The organism is Xanthobacter sediminis (assembly GCF_043195015.1).
GTDB lineage: Bacteria > Pseudomonadota > Alphaproteobacteria > Rhizobiales > Xanthobacteraceae > Xanthobacter.
On sequence record NZ_JBAFWH010000002.1, the window covers coordinates 392,152 to 411,572 of the forward strand.

General features: G+C 70.6%; 15 protein-coding genes and 1 tRNA gene. 6 read left to right on the forward strand and 10 right to left on the reverse strand.

Annotation, left to right across the window (positions count from 1 at the left end):
- Positions 1-46: 46 nt before the first annotated feature.
- Positions 47-121 (reverse strand) — tRNA-Val (locus V5F61_RS03755).
- Positions 122-307: 186 nt separating this feature from the next.
- Entirely contained in the window at positions 308-1,057 is a 750-nt protein-coding gene (gene gph / locus V5F61_RS03760; protein ID WP_393987420.1) for a phosphoglycolate phosphatase, read from the reverse strand.
- A 148-nt stretch (positions 1,058-1,205) separates the two neighbouring features.
- Here gph and V5F61_RS03765 point away from each other — a divergent pair, with 148 nt between their 5' ends.
- From V5F61_RS03765 to V5F61_RS03775, 3 genes are all read left to right on the forward strand, one after another.
- Positions 1,206-1,667 (forward strand): hypothetical protein, encoded by a 462-nt coding sequence (locus tag V5F61_RS03765; RefSeq protein ID WP_393987421.1) that lies wholly within the window; start codon positions 1,206-1,208, stop codon positions 1,665-1,667.
- 137 nt (positions 1,668-1,804) lie between these two features.
- Entirely contained in the window at positions 1,805-2,509 is a 705-nt protein-coding gene (gene rpiA / locus V5F61_RS03770) for a ribose-5-phosphate isomerase RpiA (protein ID WP_393987422.1), read from the forward strand.
- 29 nt (positions 2,510-2,538) lie between these two features.
- Positions 2,539-3,081: a DUF2059 domain-containing protein gene (locus V5F61_RS03775; RefSeq protein WP_394104004.1), complete on the forward strand. Its 543-nt coding sequence runs from the start codon at positions 2,539-2,541 to the stop codon at positions 3,079-3,081.
- Positions 3,082-3,319: 238 nt separating this feature from the next.
- Here the strand turns inward: V5F61_RS03775 and V5F61_RS03780 are convergent, their stop codons facing one another.
- Positions 3,320-5,494: a glycosyltransferase family 2 protein gene (locus tag V5F61_RS03780; protein WP_393987424.1), complete on the reverse strand. Its 2,175-nt coding sequence runs from the start codon at positions 5,492-5,494 to the stop codon at positions 3,320-3,322.
- Between the two features lie 175 nt (positions 5,495-5,669).
- On the opposite strand from V5F61_RS03780, the gene gor reads away from it, so the two are divergent.
- Complete coding sequence (gor, locus tag V5F61_RS03785) at positions 5,670-7,043, forward strand: glutathione-disulfide reductase (RefSeq protein ID WP_393987425.1); 1,374 nt, start codon at positions 5,670-5,672, stop codon at positions 7,041-7,043.
- Positions 7,044-7,105: 62 nt separating this feature from the next.
- Here gor and V5F61_RS03790 read toward each other — a convergent pair whose 3' ends face one another.
- The 3 genes from V5F61_RS03790 to V5F61_RS03800 all read right to left on the reverse strand — a co-directional run bounded on the left by V5F61_RS03790 (position 7,106) and on the right by V5F61_RS03800 (position 10,386).
- On the reverse strand, positions 7,106-8,404 hold the full coding sequence (locus V5F61_RS03790; protein WP_393987426.1) for a nucleotide disphospho-sugar-binding domain-containing protein: 1,299 nt from the start codon (positions 8,402-8,404) through the stop codon (positions 7,106-7,108).
- Positions 8,405-8,411: 7 nt separating this feature from the next.
- Positions 8,412-9,077: a TetR/AcrR family transcriptional regulator gene (locus V5F61_RS03795; protein WP_393987427.1), complete on the reverse strand. Its 666-nt coding sequence runs from the start codon at positions 9,075-9,077 to the stop codon at positions 8,412-8,414.
- Positions 9,078-9,150: 73 nt separating this feature from the next.
- Positions 9,151-10,386: a multidrug effflux MFS transporter gene (locus V5F61_RS03800; protein WP_393987428.1), complete on the reverse strand. Its 1,236-nt coding sequence runs from the start codon at positions 10,384-10,386 to the stop codon at positions 9,151-9,153.
- A 307-nt stretch (positions 10,387-10,693) separates the two neighbouring features.
- Here V5F61_RS03800 and V5F61_RS03805 point away from each other — a divergent pair, with 307 nt between their 5' ends.
- Complete coding sequence (locus V5F61_RS03805) at positions 10,694-12,130, forward strand: class II 3-deoxy-7-phosphoheptulonate synthase (protein ID WP_393987429.1); 1,437 nt, start codon at positions 10,694-10,696, stop codon at positions 12,128-12,130.
- A 548-nt stretch (positions 12,131-12,678) separates the two neighbouring features.
- Here the strand turns inward: V5F61_RS03805 and V5F61_RS03810 are convergent.
- The 3 genes from V5F61_RS03810 to V5F61_RS03820 all read right to left on the reverse strand — a co-directional run bounded on the left by V5F61_RS03810 (position 12,679) and on the right by V5F61_RS03820 (position 15,188).
- Positions 12,679-13,608, reverse strand: coding sequence for a histone deacetylase family protein (locus V5F61_RS03810; RefSeq protein ID WP_393987430.1), 930 nt, complete (start codon positions 13,606-13,608; stop codon positions 12,679-12,681).
- Between the two features lie 96 nt (positions 13,609-13,704).
- On the reverse strand, positions 13,705-14,160 hold the full coding sequence (locus V5F61_RS03815) for a GNAT family acetyltransferase (RefSeq protein WP_393987431.1): 456 nt from the start codon (positions 14,158-14,160) through the stop codon (positions 13,705-13,707).
- Entirely contained in the window at positions 14,157-15,188 is a 1,032-nt protein-coding gene (locus V5F61_RS03820) for an L-threonylcarbamoyladenylate synthase (RefSeq protein ID WP_393987432.1), read from the reverse strand. Before V5F61_RS03820 ends, V5F61_RS03815 begins: the two co-directional genes overlap by 4 nt.
- A 184-nt stretch (positions 15,189-15,372) precedes the next feature.
- Between V5F61_RS03820 and V5F61_RS03825 the strand changes: the two genes are divergently transcribed.
- Positions 15,373-17,169, forward strand: a complete 1,797-nt coding sequence (locus V5F61_RS03825) for an acyl-CoA dehydrogenase (protein WP_393987433.1) — start codon at positions 15,373-15,375, stop codon at positions 17,167-17,169.
- Positions 17,170-17,311: 142 nt separating this feature from the next.
- Here the strand turns inward: V5F61_RS03825 and V5F61_RS03830 are convergent, their stop codons facing one another.
- Complete coding sequence (locus tag V5F61_RS03830; protein ID WP_393987434.1) at positions 17,312-19,267, reverse strand: diguanylate cyclase; 1,956 nt, start codon at positions 19,265-19,267, stop codon at positions 17,312-17,314.
- Positions 19,268-19,421: the final 154 nt, after the last annotated feature.

The window sequence follows — 19,421 nt, forward strand, 5'->3', positions numbered from 1 at the left end:
CCTCAATGAGCGTGTGGCTCGCTTGCCCATTTTGTGAGGTGCGGAATGGTGGGCGATGCAGGGATTGAACCTGCGACCCCTCCCGTGTGAAGGGAGTGCTCTCCCGCTGAGCTAATCGCCCATTCCGTCGCGGAGGAGCGCTTGTTAGAGCTTAGGGCCCCTTGGTGTCAAGGGGGGTGTCCGCGAGCCCCTCGGGCACCCCCACTTGTCCACAGGTGCTGTCCGCGCATCCCGGCGGCCGTCTCCGCCAGATGGCCATCAAACCCCTATGGTCGAAGGGTTTTATGGCGCTGCGCTGGGTTTGCGCTCAGGCCGCCGCGCGTGGCAGCAGCGCAGCGACGGCGCGCGCGAGCTCGTCGTAGTGGTGAATCAGCGCGTCGGCGCCCAGCTCGGCCGGGGGTGTTTCCGTATAGCCGAACGAGACGGCGATCACGGGCACGCCGGTGGCGCGGGCGGCGCGGATGTCGGTGATGCTGTCTCCCACCATGATCGCGCGGGTGGGCGCCCCGCCGGCGGCGGCGATGGTGGCGCTCAGGGGCAGGGGATCGGGCTTGGGCCGGGCATAGGTGTCGCCGCCGGTGACCACGGCGAAGCGGCCGGTGAGGTCGAGGGCGTCCAGCAGCTCGCGGGCGAGGCGCTCCAGCTTGTTGGTGCACACGCACAGGCGCGCCCCGGCGTCGGCCAGCCGGTCCAGCGCCGGCAGCAGGCCGGGGAAGGGACGCGATTCGTCCGCGATATGGGCTGCGTAGTGGGCCACGAACTGCTGGTTCAGCTCCGAGAGCTCGGCCTCGGAGAAGGGCACACCTGCGCTGGTGAGCGCGCGCTGGATCAAGAGCTTCGCGCCACCGCCGATCATGTTGCGGGCATTGGCGCGCTCCACCTGCGGCAGGCCGTGGCCGGCGAGGATGGCGTCGAGGGCGTTCAGGAGGTCTGGCGCGGTGTCCACCAGCGTGCCGTCGAGGTCGAAGGCGACGACGGGGTGCGAATCGGCGGCTCCGCCCGGCGCGGAAGGCGCCGAAGTGGAGGAGGGCGGGGCGGACAGTGTCGGGGCTGACATGGTGGGGCGTTCCTCGGCTGTGCTGTGGGGTCGCGGGCCTTTGACGGCGGCCCGCCTTAAATCCTGCCGCTTTTCGGCGCCAGCGTCGCGGCCGTTGTCGTGCCTGCGGCCACACAGCGCGGGTGCCGGGTAGCCGATGGAGGAGTGCATGCGGACGAAGCGGCGGGGGGCATTGGCCCCGGTCGAGCGGGTTGCGGAAGGCGGGCGCAGGGCCGGCGTCACGGCGCTGGCGGCCGCGGGCTTTCTCCTCGCGGCGGCGACGGCCGCGCCCGCGCAGAGCTTCGGGGCCTTTGATTTCGCCGCTCCGCCCTCGGCGGAGGCGAACCGGGTCTACGGCGTCAGCCGCAAGACGGGCGAGGTTTCCGCCTGCCAGTTCGAGCGGCCGGCGGGGTCGTCCGTGGGAGTCACGCGCTGCTTCGCCCAGGGCGAGGGGGCCGGCACGCAGAAGGCGGGGCGCTATGGCCTCGTCTCCACCCATTATGCGGGCGAGACTGGCGTGTTCCGTGTGAATTACGAGACCGGCGAGATGAGCATCTGCTACGTCCGCGACCTGCCGAAGCCGGATGGCAAGACCGAGCCCACGGTGTTGTGCACGCCCCAGTCCCGCTGAGGGCGCGGCCGGGTGAGGCGTCGCGGCGCTTGTCCGCTGCGGCGATCGGGGCTAGAGCCGAAGGCGAAAGGGGCACCTTCGCCTTGCGCGGGTCCGGTGCCCTCGCCCGCATTCGCGCAAAACGACGGAAACGCCCCATGGCTCCTGCCGAAGACTTGAAGCGCCGCGCCGCCGCCGCCGCCCTCGAATATGTGCAGGACGGCATGCGCCTGGGCCTGGGCACCGGCTCCACTGCGCGCCATTTCGTGGAGCTGCTGGCGGAGAAGGTCTATGCCGGGCTCAAGGTGATCGGCGTGCCCACCTCCGAGCAGACTTTAGCCCAAGCGGTGGAGCTGGGCGTGCCGATCGCAACCCTCGACGAGGTGGGTGAGCTCGACCTGTGCGTGGACGGCGCCGACGAGGTGGGCCCGGGCCTCGCCCTGGTGAAGGGCGGCGGCGGCGCGCTGCTGCGGGAGAAGATCGTGGCGCGCGCGGCAAAGGAAATGGTGGTGATCGCGGATTCCACGAAGAAGGTCGACGTGCTCGGCCGCTTCCCGCTCCCCATCGAGATCGTGGATTTCGGCGCCGCCAGCATCACCCGCAGCGTCGACGAGGCGATCCGCTCTGCTGGTTGTGCCGGCGAGCTGCGGCCGCGCCGCGACCGCGACGGCCATCCCTTCATCACCGATCAGGGGCATGTGCTGCTTGATGCCCATCTCGGCCGCATTCCGGACCCGGCCGCGCTCGCGCGCGCCATCTCGGAAGTGCCGGGCGTGGTGGAGCATGGGCTGTTCCTGGGCCTCGCCAGCCGGGCCGTGCTGGCCGGGGCGGAGGGCATCGTGGTCCTCGATCGCCAGGTTTGAGTGAACAATTGCGCTTTCCGGAGAAGATGATGCGTTCTTCCAACTTCGCCTCTCGCCGTTTCGGCCTGCTCATGGCTGCGGCGGTCTCGGTGTCCGTTCTCGGCGGTGCCGTCGCCGGCCCCGGCGCGGCGCTGGCGCAGCAGGCGGCGGCCCCCACTGCGGCGCAGATCGAGCTGGCCAAGCAGCTCGTGGAGGCCAATGGCGAGGTCCGCGCTTTCGACGGCGTCATCGCCAATATCGTGGACGGAGCGGCGCTTTCCTTCCTCTCCACCAATCCCGACCTCGCCAAGCAGCTGCGTGAAGTGGCGGTCGTGGTGCGGCCGGAGTTCGAGAAGCGCAAGCCCGAGCTGCTGCAGATCCTGGCCGTCGCCTATGCCACGCGCTTCAGCGAGGCCGAGCTGAAGGAGGCGCTGGCCTTCTACCAGACCCCCACCGGCCGCAAGCTGGTGGCGGATCGCCCGGCCATCGTGCAGCAGGCGGTGCAGGGCATCCAGGGGTGGGGCGCCCAGCTCAACGCCCAGGCCGTGGAGCGTGTGCGTGCTGAGATGAAGAAAAAGGGCTTCGATCTCTGACGGCGCCCTGTTCCGGCAACGGGCCGGAGCACATCCGTGATATCGCGACGGCCGGCGGGGGCGACCTCGCCGGCCGTTGCCGTTCCGGGGTGGGAGGCCGTGGCTTGGCGCTCGTCTTATCGTGCGCAGCGCCCGCCGCACGGTATCCGAGCGAATCCGCTTGGCACCGGTCGATGAGCGGAGCCGGAGAGCTGAGCCCGCTGGCACACCCTCCGGGGTGGCGATGCCGCTCGCCGGGTCAGATGGCGTCGGTGCGCGCCTCGCGCGGGCCTTCGGGGGCGGCGGCGCAGGCCGCGAGCAGACTGTCGCGCTTCAGGTTCGGGCTGTAGTGGGGGTCCACCAGGGTGGTGGCGTGCCAGATCGCATCGAAGCGCGCGCGCTGGGCCTTCAGCCGCGCCCGGTGCTCGGCGGTGCGGCGGCGCCCGCGCGAGGCAGATTCGTGGTGGATCAGCAGCGCATGGGGGGTCTCAACCACGCCGTAGCCGCCGCGTCGGGCCCGCAGGCACAGGTCGATGTCGTTGCAATCCTCGGCGAAGCGTACTTCGTCGAGGGGACCGATGGCGTCCCACACGTCCTTGCGGATCAGCAGGCAGGCGCCGGTGACGGAGCTGAGGTTCTGCCGGGTGAGCAGGCGCCCCTCGTAGCCGCGCGCCCAGTGCGGGCAATGGGCGAACCAGTGGGCGGCATAGCGGAACAGGCCGGCGATGACGCCCGCGTGCTGGATGCTCCGGTCTGGAAACAGCAGCTTGGCACCGACCACGCCGGTGTCCGCCGCCCCGTCGCGCCGGCAGATCAGGCCCACCATCTCGTCGAGCCAGCCGCCCTCGATGACCTCGATGTCGTTGTTGAGCAGCAGGATCAGCTCGCCGGTCATGGCGGCGACGCCGGCGTTGCAGATGCGGGGGAAGTTGAAGTCGCCGTCGTCGCGCACGATGGTCGTGGCCGGCCAGGCGGCCTTCGTCTCCTCGAACAAGGCGAAGGTTTCCGGCTCCACCGAGCCGTTGTCCACCACGATGATCTCGAAGTTGCGATAGGCGGTGTTGGCGACGAGCGTGCGCAGCGTCATGCCCAGCACGGCCGCGCGGTCGCGCGTGGGGATGACGATGGAGACCTTCGGCGCCACCGCCGGCACCGGGAACAGGGGGCGCAGGAAGCGTCCGTCCGCGCTCACCTCCACCTCGGTGCCCAGGCGGGCCTTGAGGGCGCGTGCCCCCTCGGCCGCCGCCGTGGCATCGGCGAAGCCCGCTTCGCCCTCCGGGCCGACATAGGCGACACGGGGCAGGTGGCGGATGTGCGCGCTGTCGAGCCCCTCCACATAGCGCAGCACGAGATCGTAAATGGCGCCGCCGCCGTGGGCGGGGTCGAGGCCCAGCGCCCGTGCTTTGTCGGCGCGCAGCACCGTGAAGGCGCCCATGTAGGGCCAGGCTTCCAGCAGGTGGCGGTTGAAGGCGGGCTTGAACACGCCTTCGAGCGGCGCGCCCGCCGCGTCCAGGCGTTCCTCGTCGGTGTAGAGGAGCTGGCAGTCCGGGTGCGCGGCGAAGGCGGCGCGGATCATGGCGACAGCGTCGCGGGTGGGCGTGCCGGCGGGGTCGAGCACGCTCACGAGCGTGCCGGGCGCCGTGGCGGCGAGGGCGGCCGCGAGCCCATCTGCCTCTCCCGGCCCCGGCGCGGGCACCCGCCGCGCCAGCTCGTCCACCTCGGCCGGAAGCTGCGGCGCGCCGGCAGGCAGGGCCACCAGCCATTCGAAGGCAGGGTCGCCCTGGGCCTTCAGCGCCGCCGCGCAGGTGCGCAGCCCCGTGGCATCGCAGGCCGGCCCGGCGCTGATGAAGACGAGGCGCGGGGCCGCCTCGGCCGGCGCCACCTCCGCAAAGTCCTCCACCCATCGGGCCCGGAAACGCTGGTAGTCCGCCTGCTGCGCAAAGCGGCCGAAGGGCGAGGAGACGATGAGGGTGGAGAGGCGCGCGCGCAGCTCGCGGGCGGCGTCGGTGGCGATCTTCCAGCGCTGGGAGAGGCCGGCGAGGCCGCCCTTCGCGCCCGGAGGCATCTCGATGCGGCCGCGCAGGAAAGCGTTGAGCTTCAGCACCAGCCGGCCGAGGGGGTAGGAATCCGGCACTGGCAGGAAGCCGGCGCGCAGCTCCGCCCCCGCGCCGGCGACGACGATGCGCGCGGCGCCGCGGGGCAGGGGCACGAGAATCAGCGGCTCCGCCTCCGTCAGGGGGGCGGAGAAGAGGGCGCCGCCGCTGGCATCCTCCACCTTCAGCTGCAGGCCGGGCCGGGCGCCGGTGAAGCGCAGGGCGATGAGCGCATCCTGCCCGCGCGCCTTGAGGCGCACCGCGAGCGGCACCGGGAACACCACGCCCTCAGGCCCCGTCCGCCCGCGCCGCAGGGGAAGGGGAGGGATCTCGTCGGCCATGATGCGCGCTCGCTAAATTGCTTCAGGCCGCCTTACACCACCGAGCCGAGGGCGAAGGCAAGGGCTGCCGGGTGCGGGGGCCTTGAGAGGCATCGCGGCACCGTGCCGACTTGACGCGGGGCAGCGGCCCTGACTTGTCTGAGCGCCATACGGAGCGGCCAGAAGGTGGAGCCCCATGTCGCAGGCGCAGTCGCAGAGGGAAGTGGATCTGTTCGTCATCGGCGGAGGCTCCGGCGGCGTGCGCGCGGCGCGGATCGCCGCCCAGCACGGGGCCAGGGTCATCATGGCCGAGGAATACCGGGTGGGCGGCACCTGCGTGATCCGCGGCTGCGTGCCGAAGAAGCTGTTCGTCTACGCCGCGCGCTACGCCCATGACCTGGAGGACATGGCCGGCTACGGCTGGCGGGTGGACGCGGTGGAGTTCGACTGGCGCACCCTCATCGCCAACAAGGACAAGGAGATTGCGCGCCTCGAGGGCATCTACACCCGCAACGCCCAGTCCGCGGGCGTGGAGCTGGTGGCCTCGCGCGCGGTGGTGGTGGACCCCCACACGGTGCGCATCCTCTCCACCGGAGAAGAGGTGAAGGCGCGCTACATCCTGGTCGCCACCGGGGGCCGCCCGGCGCTCGGGCCGGACATTCCGGGCGCCGAGCTCGCCATCACCTCCAACGAGGCGTTCAGCCTGCCGCGATTCCCGAACCGCATCGTCGTCCAGGGCGCGGGCTATATCGGCGTCGAGTTCGCCTGCCTGTTCCGCGCGCTCGGCGCGGAGGTGACGCTGGTCTATCGCGGCCATGCGCCGCTGCGCGGCTTCGACGAGGATGTGCGCACCCATATGATGCAGGAGTTCACCACCGCCGGCCTGCGGCTGATGCCGGGCCAGTCCATCGCCTCCATCGAGGCGGTGGAGGGTGGCAAGAAGGTGACCTATTCCGATGGCTCCTCCCAGGAGGTGGACGAGGTGATGCTGGCGGTGGGCCGCATTCCCGCCACCCGCGACATGGGCCTGGAAGGGGTCGGCGTCGAGCTCGACAAGGTGGGGGCGGTGGTGGTGGACGCGCAGTCGCGCTCCTCCGTGCCCTCCATCTATGCGGTGGGAGACGCGACCAACCGGGTGAACCTCACGCCCGTCGCCATCCGCGAGGGCCACGCCTTCGCCGATACGGTGTTCGGTAACAAGCCGTGGACCATGGACCATTCCCTGGTGCCCACCGCGGTGTTCTGCGAGCCGGAGATCGGCACCGTGGGCCTCTCTGAGGAGGCGGCGCGCGCCGCCGGGCGGCCGGTGGACATCTACAAGACCGCGTTCCGGCCGCTGAAGGCCACCCTGTCCGGCCGCGAGACGCGCATGTTCATGAAGCTGGTGGTGGATGGGGAGACGGACCGGGTGCTCGGGGTCCATATCGTCGGCGAAGGGTCGGGGGAGATGATCCAGGTCGCCGGCATCGCCGTGGGCATGGGCGCCACCAAGGCCGACTTCGACCGCACCATCGCGGTGCATCCCACCGCCGCCGAGGAGCTGGTGACCATGCGCACCAAGGCCTCCTGACGGCGGGCGTTCCACCCGTCCGCGCCGGAGCGCGGACGGGCATTCGCGCGGCCTGGCGGGGGTCAGGCCGCGCAAAGGGTGCTGGAGCGCAGCGGCATTTGGGCCATCTCCTCCAGCAGGCTGACGAGGGGCGAGTTTTCCGCCTCCGCCCGCACCTGGTGGCCGAGGCCCACTGCGGCATCGGTGAAGCCCGGCTCGTCGAGCAGGCGGCGCAGGGCGGCATGGATCTCGTCCACGCCCGCAGCCGCATCCAGCGTGAGGCCGGCGCCCCGCGCGGCGACGCGGGCGGCGTTGTCGGCCTGGTCGCGGCCGTGGGGCATCACCAGCAGGGGGCAGCCGGCGGCGAGCGCCTTCATGACCGTGCCATGGCCGCCATGGGTCACCACCACCGCGGCATCACGCATCAGCTCTCCGTGGGGAGCGGTATCGATCACCGCGACATTGTCCGGTATCGCTGCGAGTTCGGAGCGCAGCAGTGAGCCGCCGAGGGTCACGAGCCCGCGCGCCGGCAGCCGGGCAAGGGCGTCGACCACGTTCCGCACGGTGCCGGCGTGGTTCTGGAAGGTGGTGCTGAAGGCCACCGCCACCAGCGGCCTGCGGTCGTCCCGTGCGAAAGGGGATTCGAAGGTCGCCGCCCAGCCCGGCTCGGCCAGGACGGGGCCCACGTAGTGCAGTCCCTCCGGTACTGGATCGGGCGCGAAATCGAAGGCCCGGCTGGTGGCGAGCAGCAGGGCGCGGCCGGCCCGATGCTGGTCGACGAGGTGGGCGAGCGGCAGAAGGCCGAGACTCTCGCGCGCGGCGTTGAGCGCCGGCAGGGCGCCGGCGTCGAACGCGGCGCGGATGCCGTCGCGGACGGCTTCGTGCTCCGCCGCCTCCTGCGCGGTCGCGGCTGGCATCAGCCCCGGCCCCATGGGGGGCACTCCGGCGGGCGGGAACAGATTGATGTTCACCCCGAGCAGAACCATGTTCTGCCCCACCGCCTCGCAGCCCAGGTGCGTGCCGAACAGCAGCTCGTTCGCCACCACGAGGTCCGCCGGCTCGCGCGCCAGCTCGGCCATGATGTCGTCCGCGAAGGCGCGGGCCGGGCCGGTGAACTGGGCATGACAGGCGGCCATGATGCCCTCGATCGGCGTCGGGGCGGCCCAGTCGCGGAAGAGGTCGAACTCCCGTGTGCGGCCGATCTTGGAGGGGGCGATCGTCCAGGGCACGAAGCGGGCGCCGGTGGCAAGCGCGTCCACGCGGTTGCAGGCGTCGCTCATGAGGCGCACGCGATGGCCCCGCGCCACGAGGCGGCGGGCGACCTCCAGCACGGGCGTTACCGAGCCGCCCCCCTCGAAGGTGGCGAGAAGGAACGATTTCATGGGCATGTCAGTCACGGCGGGGCACCTCCGGGCGGACGGCGGCGGAGGGCGCCCCGGCGTGCGTGCCGAGAATGCCCTCCGCCAGGGATTGCATGAGAATGCGCGTCTCGTCAGCGCTGCGGCCCATGTCGCGGCGCAGGAGCTTCCAGGTGTAGAGGTCGGTGGCCACCACGAGGGTGTCGAGCCGGTCGCGGCGCGCCTCGTCCGGCAGCGGCTCCAGCCAGGGATTGAAGACGGCGGCGATCCAGGCGCGGTGGGAGGCGCGGCCGGCGTCCGTCATGGCCCTGAACGGGGCGTGGCGCTCCTCCTGCGCGAGGACGCGCATCACGAGGTCGCCGGCCGCCTCGTAATCCTCCACCAGCACGGTGAGCGCGCCGGCGATGTCACCGGGGGCAATGCGACGACGCTCGTGGATCTCACTGGCGAGGCGCTGCTGGACAGCATCAAGCAGCCCGTCCTTGCCGCCGAAGCGGCGCACCACGGTCGGCACCGTGACCTCGGCGTCGCGGGCGATCTGCTCAAGGGTGATCTCCTCGAACCAGTCGTCGCGGATGCGGCGGGCGAAGGCGTCGAGGATGCGCTCGGCCGTCTGCTCGGCGGCGCGGGCGCGGGCGCCCTGGTTGTAGGCGCGCCGGGGCGGATTTTCGGACGAGGGAGCGTTCGCAGATTTCATGATAGTATGACTATCTCGAAATCCGCGTCCGCGTCAATAAATCATTTAAGTGAGGCTTACATGAAAATGGCGGTCACGGCTGGTGGCCGAACAGCCGCCACTTCTCGGCCCACAGGGTCGCCACCACCGACAGCGCGGACAGCACCAGATAGGTGAGGCTCAGCGGCAGCACCGTGCCGTCGAAGGCGCGGCCGGCAGCGAGCGCCAGCAGCGCCGCCATGAGCGTGGTGTAGCAGCCGATGAAGGAGGAGGCGGTGCCCGCCACCGCGCCCAGCGGCTCCATGGCCATGGAGTTGAAGTTCGGCACCGTGAGCGCGAACAGGAACTGGCCCGCCGCGATCAGCGCGCAGAACAGCCAGAAGGGCGGCCGGCCGCCGAAGGCCAGCGCCGCGGTCACCAGACCCGCCGACACCACGAGGAAGCCCAGGAGCCCGCCGTGGGAGAGCCGCCGCATGCCCATGCGCCGCACCAGGCTGGCATTGAGGAAGGAGGCCACCGCCATGGTGCCCGCCACGCCCGCGAACAGCACAGGGAACATGACCCCGAGCTGGTACACGTCGGTCTGGAACACCTGGGAGGCGGAGCCCACATAGCTCATGAGGCATCCCATCATGAGGCCCATGGCCGTGGCGTAGCCCACCGAGCGGCGGGTGGTGACCGAGAGCCTCATGCCCGCGAGGATGGCGCGCGGCGAGAAGGGGAGGCGGTATTCGGGGTGCAGCGTCTCGGGCATCCGCAGGCCGAACCAGAGGGCGAGCACGAGCGCGAGCGCCACCATGGCCACGAAGATCAGCCGCCACGAGCCGAAGATCAGGATGGCGCTGCCCGCCGCCGGCGCCAGGATGGGCACCGCCAGGAACACCATCATGGTGAGCGACATGATGCGCGCCATCTCGCGCCCCTCGAAGCGGTCGCGCACGATGGCGACGGCCAGCACCCGCGCCGCGCCCGCCCCCGCGCCCTGGATCACGCGCGCCACGATGAGGGTGGAGAAAGAATCGGTGACCAGGGCCAGCAATCCGGCCGCGATGTAGATGGCGATGCCCACCATCAGCACCGGCCGGCGGCCCACCACATCCGACCAGGGGCCATAGACGATTTGCGCCGCGCCGATGCCGATGAGGTAGGCATAGACCGCAAGCTGTACGTCGTTCGGGTTGGCGAGGCCGAAATGGTCACGCATGAAGCCGAAGGCGGGCAGAAGGTTATCGATCGAGAAGGCGGTGATGCCCATCATCAGGGCGATCAGCGCGACGAATTCGGTGAAGCCGGGGGTGGTCTTCACCGCGGAACCGGGGGCAAGGGACATGACGCTCTCGGGGTGAGGTGTCCCGCAACAGACACGCGCAGGGGCTTGCGGCAACGAGAAAAGCGTTGGCGCGCGGCGGTGCACTCATAGGGGAAGGCGCCGGCGAAGAGAAGGGTGCCGCGCGCCGCGCCGGGTGATCTTGCAACTGCGATGCAGCATCGCCACATGGGCTTCCACGGATGGCGTCGCCTTTCGGAAGCCGCGGTGTTCATGTATAAACCCGCTTCCGGCTAGGCGAACACAAGAGGAACGCCAGTCCGGGTCCGGCCGGGAACCGTCCCGCACCGGCAACCTCATGGAGAGTCAAATGGTGACCCGCCCGCACTCCGCACCCGTTTCTGGCGCCGAGAAGTCTCGCCGCGCCGAAGGCTGGCGTCCGGAGAGCTGGCGATTTTATCCCGGCGTCCAGATGCCCGATTATCCGGACAAGGCGCTGCTCTCCGAGGTGGAGGCCAAGCTTGCCTCCTATCCGCCGCTGGTGTTCGCCGGCGAGGCCCGCAAGCTGAAGGCGGAGCTGGCCCGCGTTGCCAAGGGTGAGGCGTTCCTGCTCCAGGGCGGCGACTGCGCCGAGAGCTTCGAGGAGCATTCCGCCGACAACATCCGCGATTTCTTCCGGGTGTTCCTGCAGATGTCCGTGGTGCTCACCTTCGCCGGCTCGGTGCCGGTGGTGAAGGTGGGCCGCATCGCCGGCCAGTTCGCCAAGCCCCGTTCCTCGGACAACGAGACGGTGGACGGGGTGACTCTGCCCAGCTACCGCGGCGACATCGTCAACGATCTCGCCTTCACGGCGGAAGCGCGCGTGCCCGATCCGCGTCGCCAGCTCGAAGCCTACCGGCAGGCGGCGGCGACCTTGAACCTGCTGCGCGCCTTCGCCAATGGCGGCTATGCCAACCTTGCGAATGCCCATGCCTGGATGCTGGGGTTTGTGAAGGATTCGCCCCAGTCCTCCCGTTACCAGGAGCTGGCGAACCGGATCACGGAGGCGCTGGACTTCATGCGCGCCTGCGGGATCGATCCCAAGAGCCATCCGGAATTGAGCTCGACGGATTTCTTCACGAGCCACGAGGCGCTCCTGCTTGGCTATGAACAGGCCCTGACCCGCGTGGATTCCACCTCTGGCGACTGGTACGCCACCTCCGGCCACATGCTGTGGATCGGCGACCGCACCCGCCAGCCGGACCACGCGCACGTGGAGTATTTCCGCGGCATCCACAACCCGATCGGCATCAAGTGCGGTCCCTCGCTGACTCCGGACGGCCTCATCCGCCTGCTGGACATCCTCCAGCCCGACAACGAGGCCGGCCGCATCACCCTTATCTGCCGCTTCGGCGCGGACAAGGTGGGCGATCACCTGCCGGCGCTGGTGCGGGCGGTGGAGAAGGAGGGCCGCACCGTGGTGTGGTCGTGCGATCCCATGCACGGCAACACCATCAAGGCGGCCTCGGGCTACAAGACCCGTCCGTTCGAGCGGGTGCAGGCGGAGATCCGCGCCTTCTTCGACGTGCATGCGGCCGAGGGCACCCATCCCGGCGGCGTGCACCTGGAGATGACCGGCAAGGACGTGACCGAGTGCACCGGCGGCGCCCGCGCCATCTCCGACGAGGACCTGCGCGACCGCTACCACACCTACTGCGACCCGCGCCTCAACGCGGAGCAGGCCATAGAGACCGCCTTCCTGGTGGCCGAGCTGCTGAAGCGCGACCGCGTTGCCCGCGGCCGGGTGACGGTGGAAGCGGCGGAGTGATCCACCGCCGATGACATGGAGGGGGCATCCGGAGGCTTTCGGGCTCCGGATGCCCATCTCACCGAAGGTTGGGCTTTCCCCCGAGCGGGGAAGGCCGATTCCTCAAGGCGCTGCCGGTGACGGCGGCGCCTTTTCCATGTCGGATGGCGCTTCGGGCGCAGAGGACGCTGGACACCCGGCGCGGCCAACCGCCGGCCGCGGTTGGAAGGTGACGGTCGTCTCTCGTGCCAGGGCGGGGCGGGCACGCCTCGCAGGCCTGTGGATGATCGACGGGGGAAATGGGATAGGCGCCGCCTCGCGCGCCTTCAGGGCCGGTGGGCCGTTTCGCGCGGCACAGCCGCGGGGACTCCGTTTCCGGCCGGCGGGAGTGGGAGCGCCCCGCTGCCGTCATTGATCGGGGAGCCGGCGCCACTTCCGATAGCGCGGCGTGGCCGAGGGGGCTCCGTCGCGCCGAGGCGCCGCGCCGCAGCGGGTTTAGCGGATGTGCCCGATCGTCCGCGCTTCTCTAGGGCGGAGGCGAGGCCGCTACCTGCCCCCGCCGTGCTGCCCTACCCGCGCATGAGCGCGGAGACGTGGGCGGAGGCGGAGGAGGCGAGGGCTTCGAGGTCGTAGCCGCCTTCCAGCAGCGACACCACGCGCCCGCCGCACACCCGGTCGGCCACGTCCATGAGACGGCGCGTGACCCAGGCGAAATCGGTGTCCACCAGCCGCAGCGAGGCCATGGGGTCGCGCACATGGGCGTCGAAGCCGGCGGAGATGAGGATCAGGTCCGGATGGAACGCCTCCAGCCGCGGCAACACGCGGCTGTCCATGGCGTCCTTGAACTGGGTGCCGTCGTCACCGGCGCGCAGGGGCGCGTTGACGATGGTATCGGCGGTGCCGGTCTCGCTCACCTCGCCGGTGCCGGGGAAGAGCGGCATCTCGTGGGTGGAGCAATACATCACGGTCTCGTCGTCCCAGAAGATCTGCTGGGTGCCGTTGCCGTGGTGCACGTCGAAGTCGACCACGGCGACCCGCTCCAGGCCGTATTTCGCCTGGGCGTGGCGGGCGGCGACGGCCACCTGGTTCAGGAGGCAGAAGCCCATGGGCTTGCGCACCTCGCAATGATGGCCGGGCGGGCGCATGGCCACGAAGGCGTTGGCCACCTTGCCCTCCATCACCTCGTCCACGGCGAAGCAGGCGCCGCCGACCGCGCGCAGCGCGGCCTCCCAGCTTCCGGGAGACATGACGGTGTCGGAATCGATGCGCACCAGCCCCTCGCTCGGCGAGGCGCCGCCCATGGCGTCGAAGAAGTCCGCCGGGTGCACGCGGATGATGTCTTCGCGCTCCCCGCGGGGGGCGCTGTCGCGCACCAGCAGGGAGAACTTCTCCTGCTCGAAGATGCGGTCAAGAACCCGGATCCGGTCGGCGCGCTCGGGGTGGCCGAGCGGGGTGAGGTGATTAAGGCCGGCCGGATGGGTGACAAGCAGCGTGGACATGAAACGGCGGACCTCCCTATGAGTTTTATTTTATAGAACTCATAACATAGGTCGCCGTCGCGGGCACAGCTTTGAGACGGCTCAAAGCCGCGTGTTCTATTTTTCGTCGAGCCGCTTGGAGAAGACGATGCGGGGTTCCTCGATGAAGCCTTCGGCGTGATAGAAGGCGCGCACGTCGGCATTGTCGGGGCGCACCAGCAGCATCAGCTTGGGCACCGCGCGGGCGCGCAGCCAATCCTCCGCCGCGGTCAGCAGCAGGCTGCCGAGCCCCTGGCGCTGGCGCGCCGGCTCCACGCCCAGATAATAGACCCACCCGCGATGGCCGTCGTGGCCTACCATCACCGAGCCGAGCAGCGTGCCGCCGGCCTTGCCCGTGAGGATGGTGGAATGCGGCCCGCGCCGCGCAAGGGCGATATCGGCATGGGGGTCGTTCCAAGGCCGGGTGAGGCCCGCCCGCTCCCAGAGCGCGACGAGGGCGGGGATGTCCCCGTCCTCCGCGTGGGCGATGAGGATGTCCTGGGTGTCGGAGGCGCTGAGGGACTGAGCGGTCATGGCTGCTGCTCGTCTTGGGAGGAAGGACGGGGCGCGGCGGCGCGGCCGAGCCGGTCGGCGATGGCCTCGCCGAGGCCGGCACGCGGCAGCGGCACCACGGCGATGGCTGGTGCGCCCGAGGCATCGAGGCTGCGCAGGGCGCCGTAGAGCCGGGCGGCGGCCTCGGTGAGGTCTCCGCCGGGGCTGAGGTCGAGGATGGCGCAGGCGTCCGCGCTGCCCGGCGGGCGGGCGCCGGCGAAGGTGAGCAGGGCCTCGCCGGGGGCGATGCTCGTGGCGTCGAGCCGCACGCGGGCGCTTGGCGCATAGTGGGAGGCGAGGCGGCCGGGGGATGTGGGGCGTGCGGCGTCTTCCGCACCGGCATCCGCGAGGGGCCGGCCGAGGAGCGCCTCGACCGCCTCCCGCGTCACGCCGCCGGGCCGCAGCAGGCGCGGCGTCTCGCCGGTGACGTCGAGGATGGTGCTTTCCACGCCCACCAGTGTCGCGCCGCCGTCCACCACCAGGTCGATCAGGCCGGAAAGGTCGCCCAGCACATGCTCCGGCGCGGTGGGCGAGACGTGGCCGGAGCGGTTGGCGCTCGGCGCTACCACCGCGCCGCCGAAGGCCGCGATCAGCGCCTGCGCCACCGGGTGGGCGGGCACGCGCAGGGCCACGGTGTCGAGCCCCGCGCGGGCGAGGTCGCACACCTTCTCGCTCCCGGCATAGGGCACCACCAGCGTCAGCGGGCCGGGCCAGAAGGCTTCCGCCAGCCGCCGGGCGGTGGCGTTGAAGGCGCCGTGCGCGAAGGCCGATTCGGCGGTGGCGAGGTGGGAGATAAGAGGGTTGAAGGCGGGCCTTCCCTTGGCGGCATAGAGCGCGGCCACCGCACGCGGATTGGCCGCATCGGCGCCCAGGCCATAGACCGTCTCCGTGGGAAAGGCCACGAGTCCGCCCGCCCGCAGCCGTCCGGCCGCCTCGGCGATGCCGGCCGCGTCCGCAGTGACGGTGCGGGTCTCGATCACAGGAGCCTTGAAACCCTGGGTGTGAGCCATGCGTGCCTTACATGCGGGGCGGCGAGTGCGACCAATGGCCGGTAGACGCGACTTGACGAACAGGGGCCATCGCCGCGAATTGGGGCCCGGCCGGCGCCTGTGCTTAGAGCGCGGGTGAAGGGTCCGGTCAAGCCGCTGGGCACCCGAGGGGACAGGGGTGCCCGCGCATCGCAAGGAGAGAGTGATGGCCTATCGTGCGCCGGTCGAGGACGTATCGTTTTTCCTGAAGACCTGCACCTCACTGCCGAAGCTCATGGAGCAGGGGCTTGTCGACCTCACCTTCGATGTGGTGGACCCGGTGCTCGAGGAAGCCGGCAAGTTCGCCAGCTCCGTCATCGAGCCGCTCGACCGCGGCGCCGACAAGGAAGGCTGCACCCTTAAGGACGGCGCGGTGACCACTCCCACCGGCTGGAAGGAGGCCTTCCACGCCTGGAACGAGGCGGGCTGGAATTCGGTGGCGGCCGAGGAGGACTTCGGCGGCCAGCACCTGCCCACCACCATCACTTCCGCTTTGACCGAGTTCTGGAACACCGCTTCGCCCTCCTTCGGAATCGGCGGCGTGCTCACCCAGGGCGCCATCGAGGCGCTCACCGCCCACGGCTCGCCCGAGCTGCAGAAGATCTTCCTGGAAAAGATGGTTTCCGGCACCTGGACCGGCACCATGAACCTCACCGAGTCGCAGGCGGGCTCGGATCTCGCGGCCCTGCGCGCCAAGGCGGTGAAGCAGGCGGATGGCACCTATCGCATCTTCGGCACGAAGATCTTCATCACCTACGGCGAGAACGACATCGCCGAGAACATCGTGCACCTGGTGCTCGCCCGCCTGCCCGATGCGCCGGCCGGCACGCGCGGCATCTCCCTGTTCGTGGCGCCCAAGTATCTCGTGAATCCGGACGGCTCCCTGGGCGCGCGCAACGATGTCTACTGCACCGGCATCGAGCATAAGCTTGGCCTGCACGGCTCGCCCACCTGCACCATGACTTTCGGTGACAAGGGCGAGGGCGCCGTGGGCTATCTCGTGGGCGAGGAAAACCGCGGCCTCGCCTGCATGTTCACCATGATGAACAACGCCCGCCTCGCCGTGGGCATCCAGGGCGTCTCGGTGGCCGAGCGCGCCACCCAGCGCGCCTTCGCCTATGCCAAGGAGCGCCGCCAGGGCAAGGCCGTGGGCTACACCGGCGAGGGCATGGCGCCCATCGTCTTCCATCCGGACGTGAAGCGCATGCTGCTCACCATGCGCGCCGAGACCGACGCCGCCCGCGCCATCTGCCTGATGACCGCCGACGCGCTCGACCGCTCGCGCCGCCTGGCGGACCCGGTGGCCCGCGCCAGCGCCCTCGCCGAGGCCAGCCTGCTGACCCCGGTGGCCAAGGCCTTCTCCACCGACATCGGCATCGAGGTGGCCTCCATCGGTGTGCAGGTGCACGGCGGAATGGGCTTCATCGAGGAGACCGGCGCCGCCCAGCATTATCGCGACGCCCGCATCTTCGCGATCTACGAGGGCACGAACGGCATCCAGGCCATCGACCTCGTCACCCGCAAGCTGCCGCTGGAAGGCGGGGACGTGGCGACCACCTTCATCGGCGATTTCCGCGACATCGCCGACGAGGTGCACGCCCTGGAGCTGCCCGGGTTCGGCCGCGCGGGCGAGCGGCTGGCGGAGGCGGTGGACGCCCTCGGCCGCGCCACCCGCATCCAGCTCGACCGGCTGGGCGAGGAGAACCAGAAGGCGCTGGCCGGGGCTTCGCCCTACCTGCGCCTGTTCGCGCGCGCGGCCGGCGGCGCCTATCTCGCCAAGGCGGCCCTTGCCGCCCATAAGGAGCGGGCGGCGGGCAACACCGATCCGCGCCTCGAGGCCCGCATCGCCATCGCCCGCTTCTTCGCCGAGAACCTTTGCCCGCAGGCCAAGGGCCTTGAAGAGGCGGTGGAAGGCGGCCACGCCAGCGTGCTCGACGCCGAGAGCGTGCTCGCGCTCGGCTGATGTTATCGGCCCCGGTTCTCGGCCGGGGCCGAATCGGTTTCATACACAGCCTCGCAGACCGGACCGAAGGCCTGCGCCAGGAAGCCGCTGCCGCAGGAGCGCGCGCCGCTCCGCACGGTCACCTTGGTCGGCCGAGGGGATTTCAGGACGGCAGCGTGGCGTCGGGGTTGTTCTCGCCGCGCATGCCCAGTGCGCGCCAGGTGCCGCGCCCTGCGTTCTTGGCGAGATAGAGGGCGGCGTCGGCCTCGGCCACCAGGGCGATAGGGTCCACGTCGCCTTCGCTCGCCACCGCCATGCCCATGGAGAACGACGCCGGCAGCACCAGGCCCTCTGTCTCCACCGGCTTGGACAGGTGCTCGTGGAGACGGTCGGCCATGGGCGCGAACTCCTCCGCGCTCTTGCCCATGGCGATCACCGCGAACTCGTCGCCGCCGAAGCGGGCGGCCACGTCGCCGGAGCGCAGGGCCGATTGCAGCCGCCGCGCGGTGGTGGTGAGCACGAGGTCGCCCGCCACATGGCCATGCATGTCGTTGACGCGCTTGAAGTGGTCCACGTCGATCAGCAGCACGGCGAACGGCGCCAGATCGCGCAGGAGGCGACGGCGGGCCTGCTCCATGGCCCGGTCGAAGGTGGCGCGGTTGGCGAGACCGGTCAGGGGGTCGTGGCTCGCGGCGTGCTCCAGCGCCTCCTCCAGGTGTTTCTTCTGTGAGATGTCGGTAATGGTGCCGACCGCACGCAGCGGCCGGCCGTCGGGGCCGCGCTCCACCACCTTGCCGCGTGACAGCAGCCAGACATAGGAGCCGCTGCGGTGCCGGCCCCTCAGCTCCACCTGGTAGAGCCGGTGCCGCCCCGCCACATGCTCGTTGAACTCGCGGCCGGCCTGGGGCAGGTCGTCGGGGTGGATCAGATCCTGGAAGCGTGTCAGCGCGTCGGCGTCGGCCGCCGGATCGTAGCCGAGCATGCGATAGGCGCGGGCGCTGAAGAAGATGGTGTCGGAGGGCAGGTGCCAGTCCCAGATGCCGTCGTTGGCGCCTTCGAGCGCATAGGCGAGGCGCCGCTGGTCTTCTTCCAGGGTGCGCTTCTGGCGCTCGCGCTGCGCCATGATGGCGGCGATGATGAGCGCCGGGCACGCCGCCAGCACCAGCCGGCCCTGCGCCTTCAGCAGCTCCAGCGCGAGGCTTCCGCCCGGCGCGTGCCAGATATTGGCCAGGGTGAGGCCCAGCACCGCTCCGGCGAACGCGGTGGCGGCGACCGCGGTGGGGAACGGCCCGAGCCTGAAGGCGAACCACAGCAGCACGCACGCGCCGAGATCCAGCAGCAGCGGCTCTCCGGTTGCGACGGCCAGAATCACCGCGCCGATGAGGCTGGTTGCCGCTGCCAGGATCTCAATCAGGTTGCCGCTCGCATGGCGCGCCGGCGGTGGCCGTCCGCGAAGCGCCGCCACCGGCTGTCCCTGTGGCCACAGCAGGAACAGGGGCAGCAGAAGGATCACCGCCGCCATGTCGGGCAGCCACCAGCGCAGCACCATGGGCCAGTAGCGCCCGCCAGCGTCGCCAAGGCTGGCGCCCGCACCGACGAGGGCGCCCGGGATGCCGGCCGCGAATGCCACCGCCACCAGCCCCGCCACATGGCGCACGTCGAAGGGGCCCCCGGGGCGCAGGTCGACCTCCCGGCAGCCGACGACGATGAGGCTGAAGGTGAGACTGCTTGCCAGAGCGCAGGTGGCGGCGTAGGCGCTCGAATCCCCCATCAGCAGGTGGGCGCCGAGGGTCGCGGCCGCCACCCCTGCCACGCACCAGCCGAGCGCCACGTCCACCGCCAGCAGGTAGATGCCCGCGGCGAGCGCATTGGCGGGCCAGATCGCGGAATCCAGCTGCAGGCTCCGCAGCGTGGAGATGAGGATGACCAGCAGGCAGGCGTAGAAGGTGGTGAACAGCACGAGCTGCGCGACCGCCGCTCGGAAGGAGGAGAGCGCGCCGGCTTCAGGGGGGCCGGGGACGGAACCGCGCGGCGCCCCCGGCGGCGTCTCTGAAGCTCGGCCTCCCGCCACAGCGGTGATGCCGCCGGGAGAAAGGGGAGGTGGCTCGTGGGGGCGCATCGGGGGCTCGTTCTCGGGCCGGCTGCCTCCCCCAATTCAACAAACGCTCGGCGTATATCTTGCCGATCATTGCTGTCGTGTCGAAATCTGGGGCGGTGGACAGGTCGGGCAACTCTGGTGCGGTATTTAGCTACATCTGGTTACTACGCTTCCA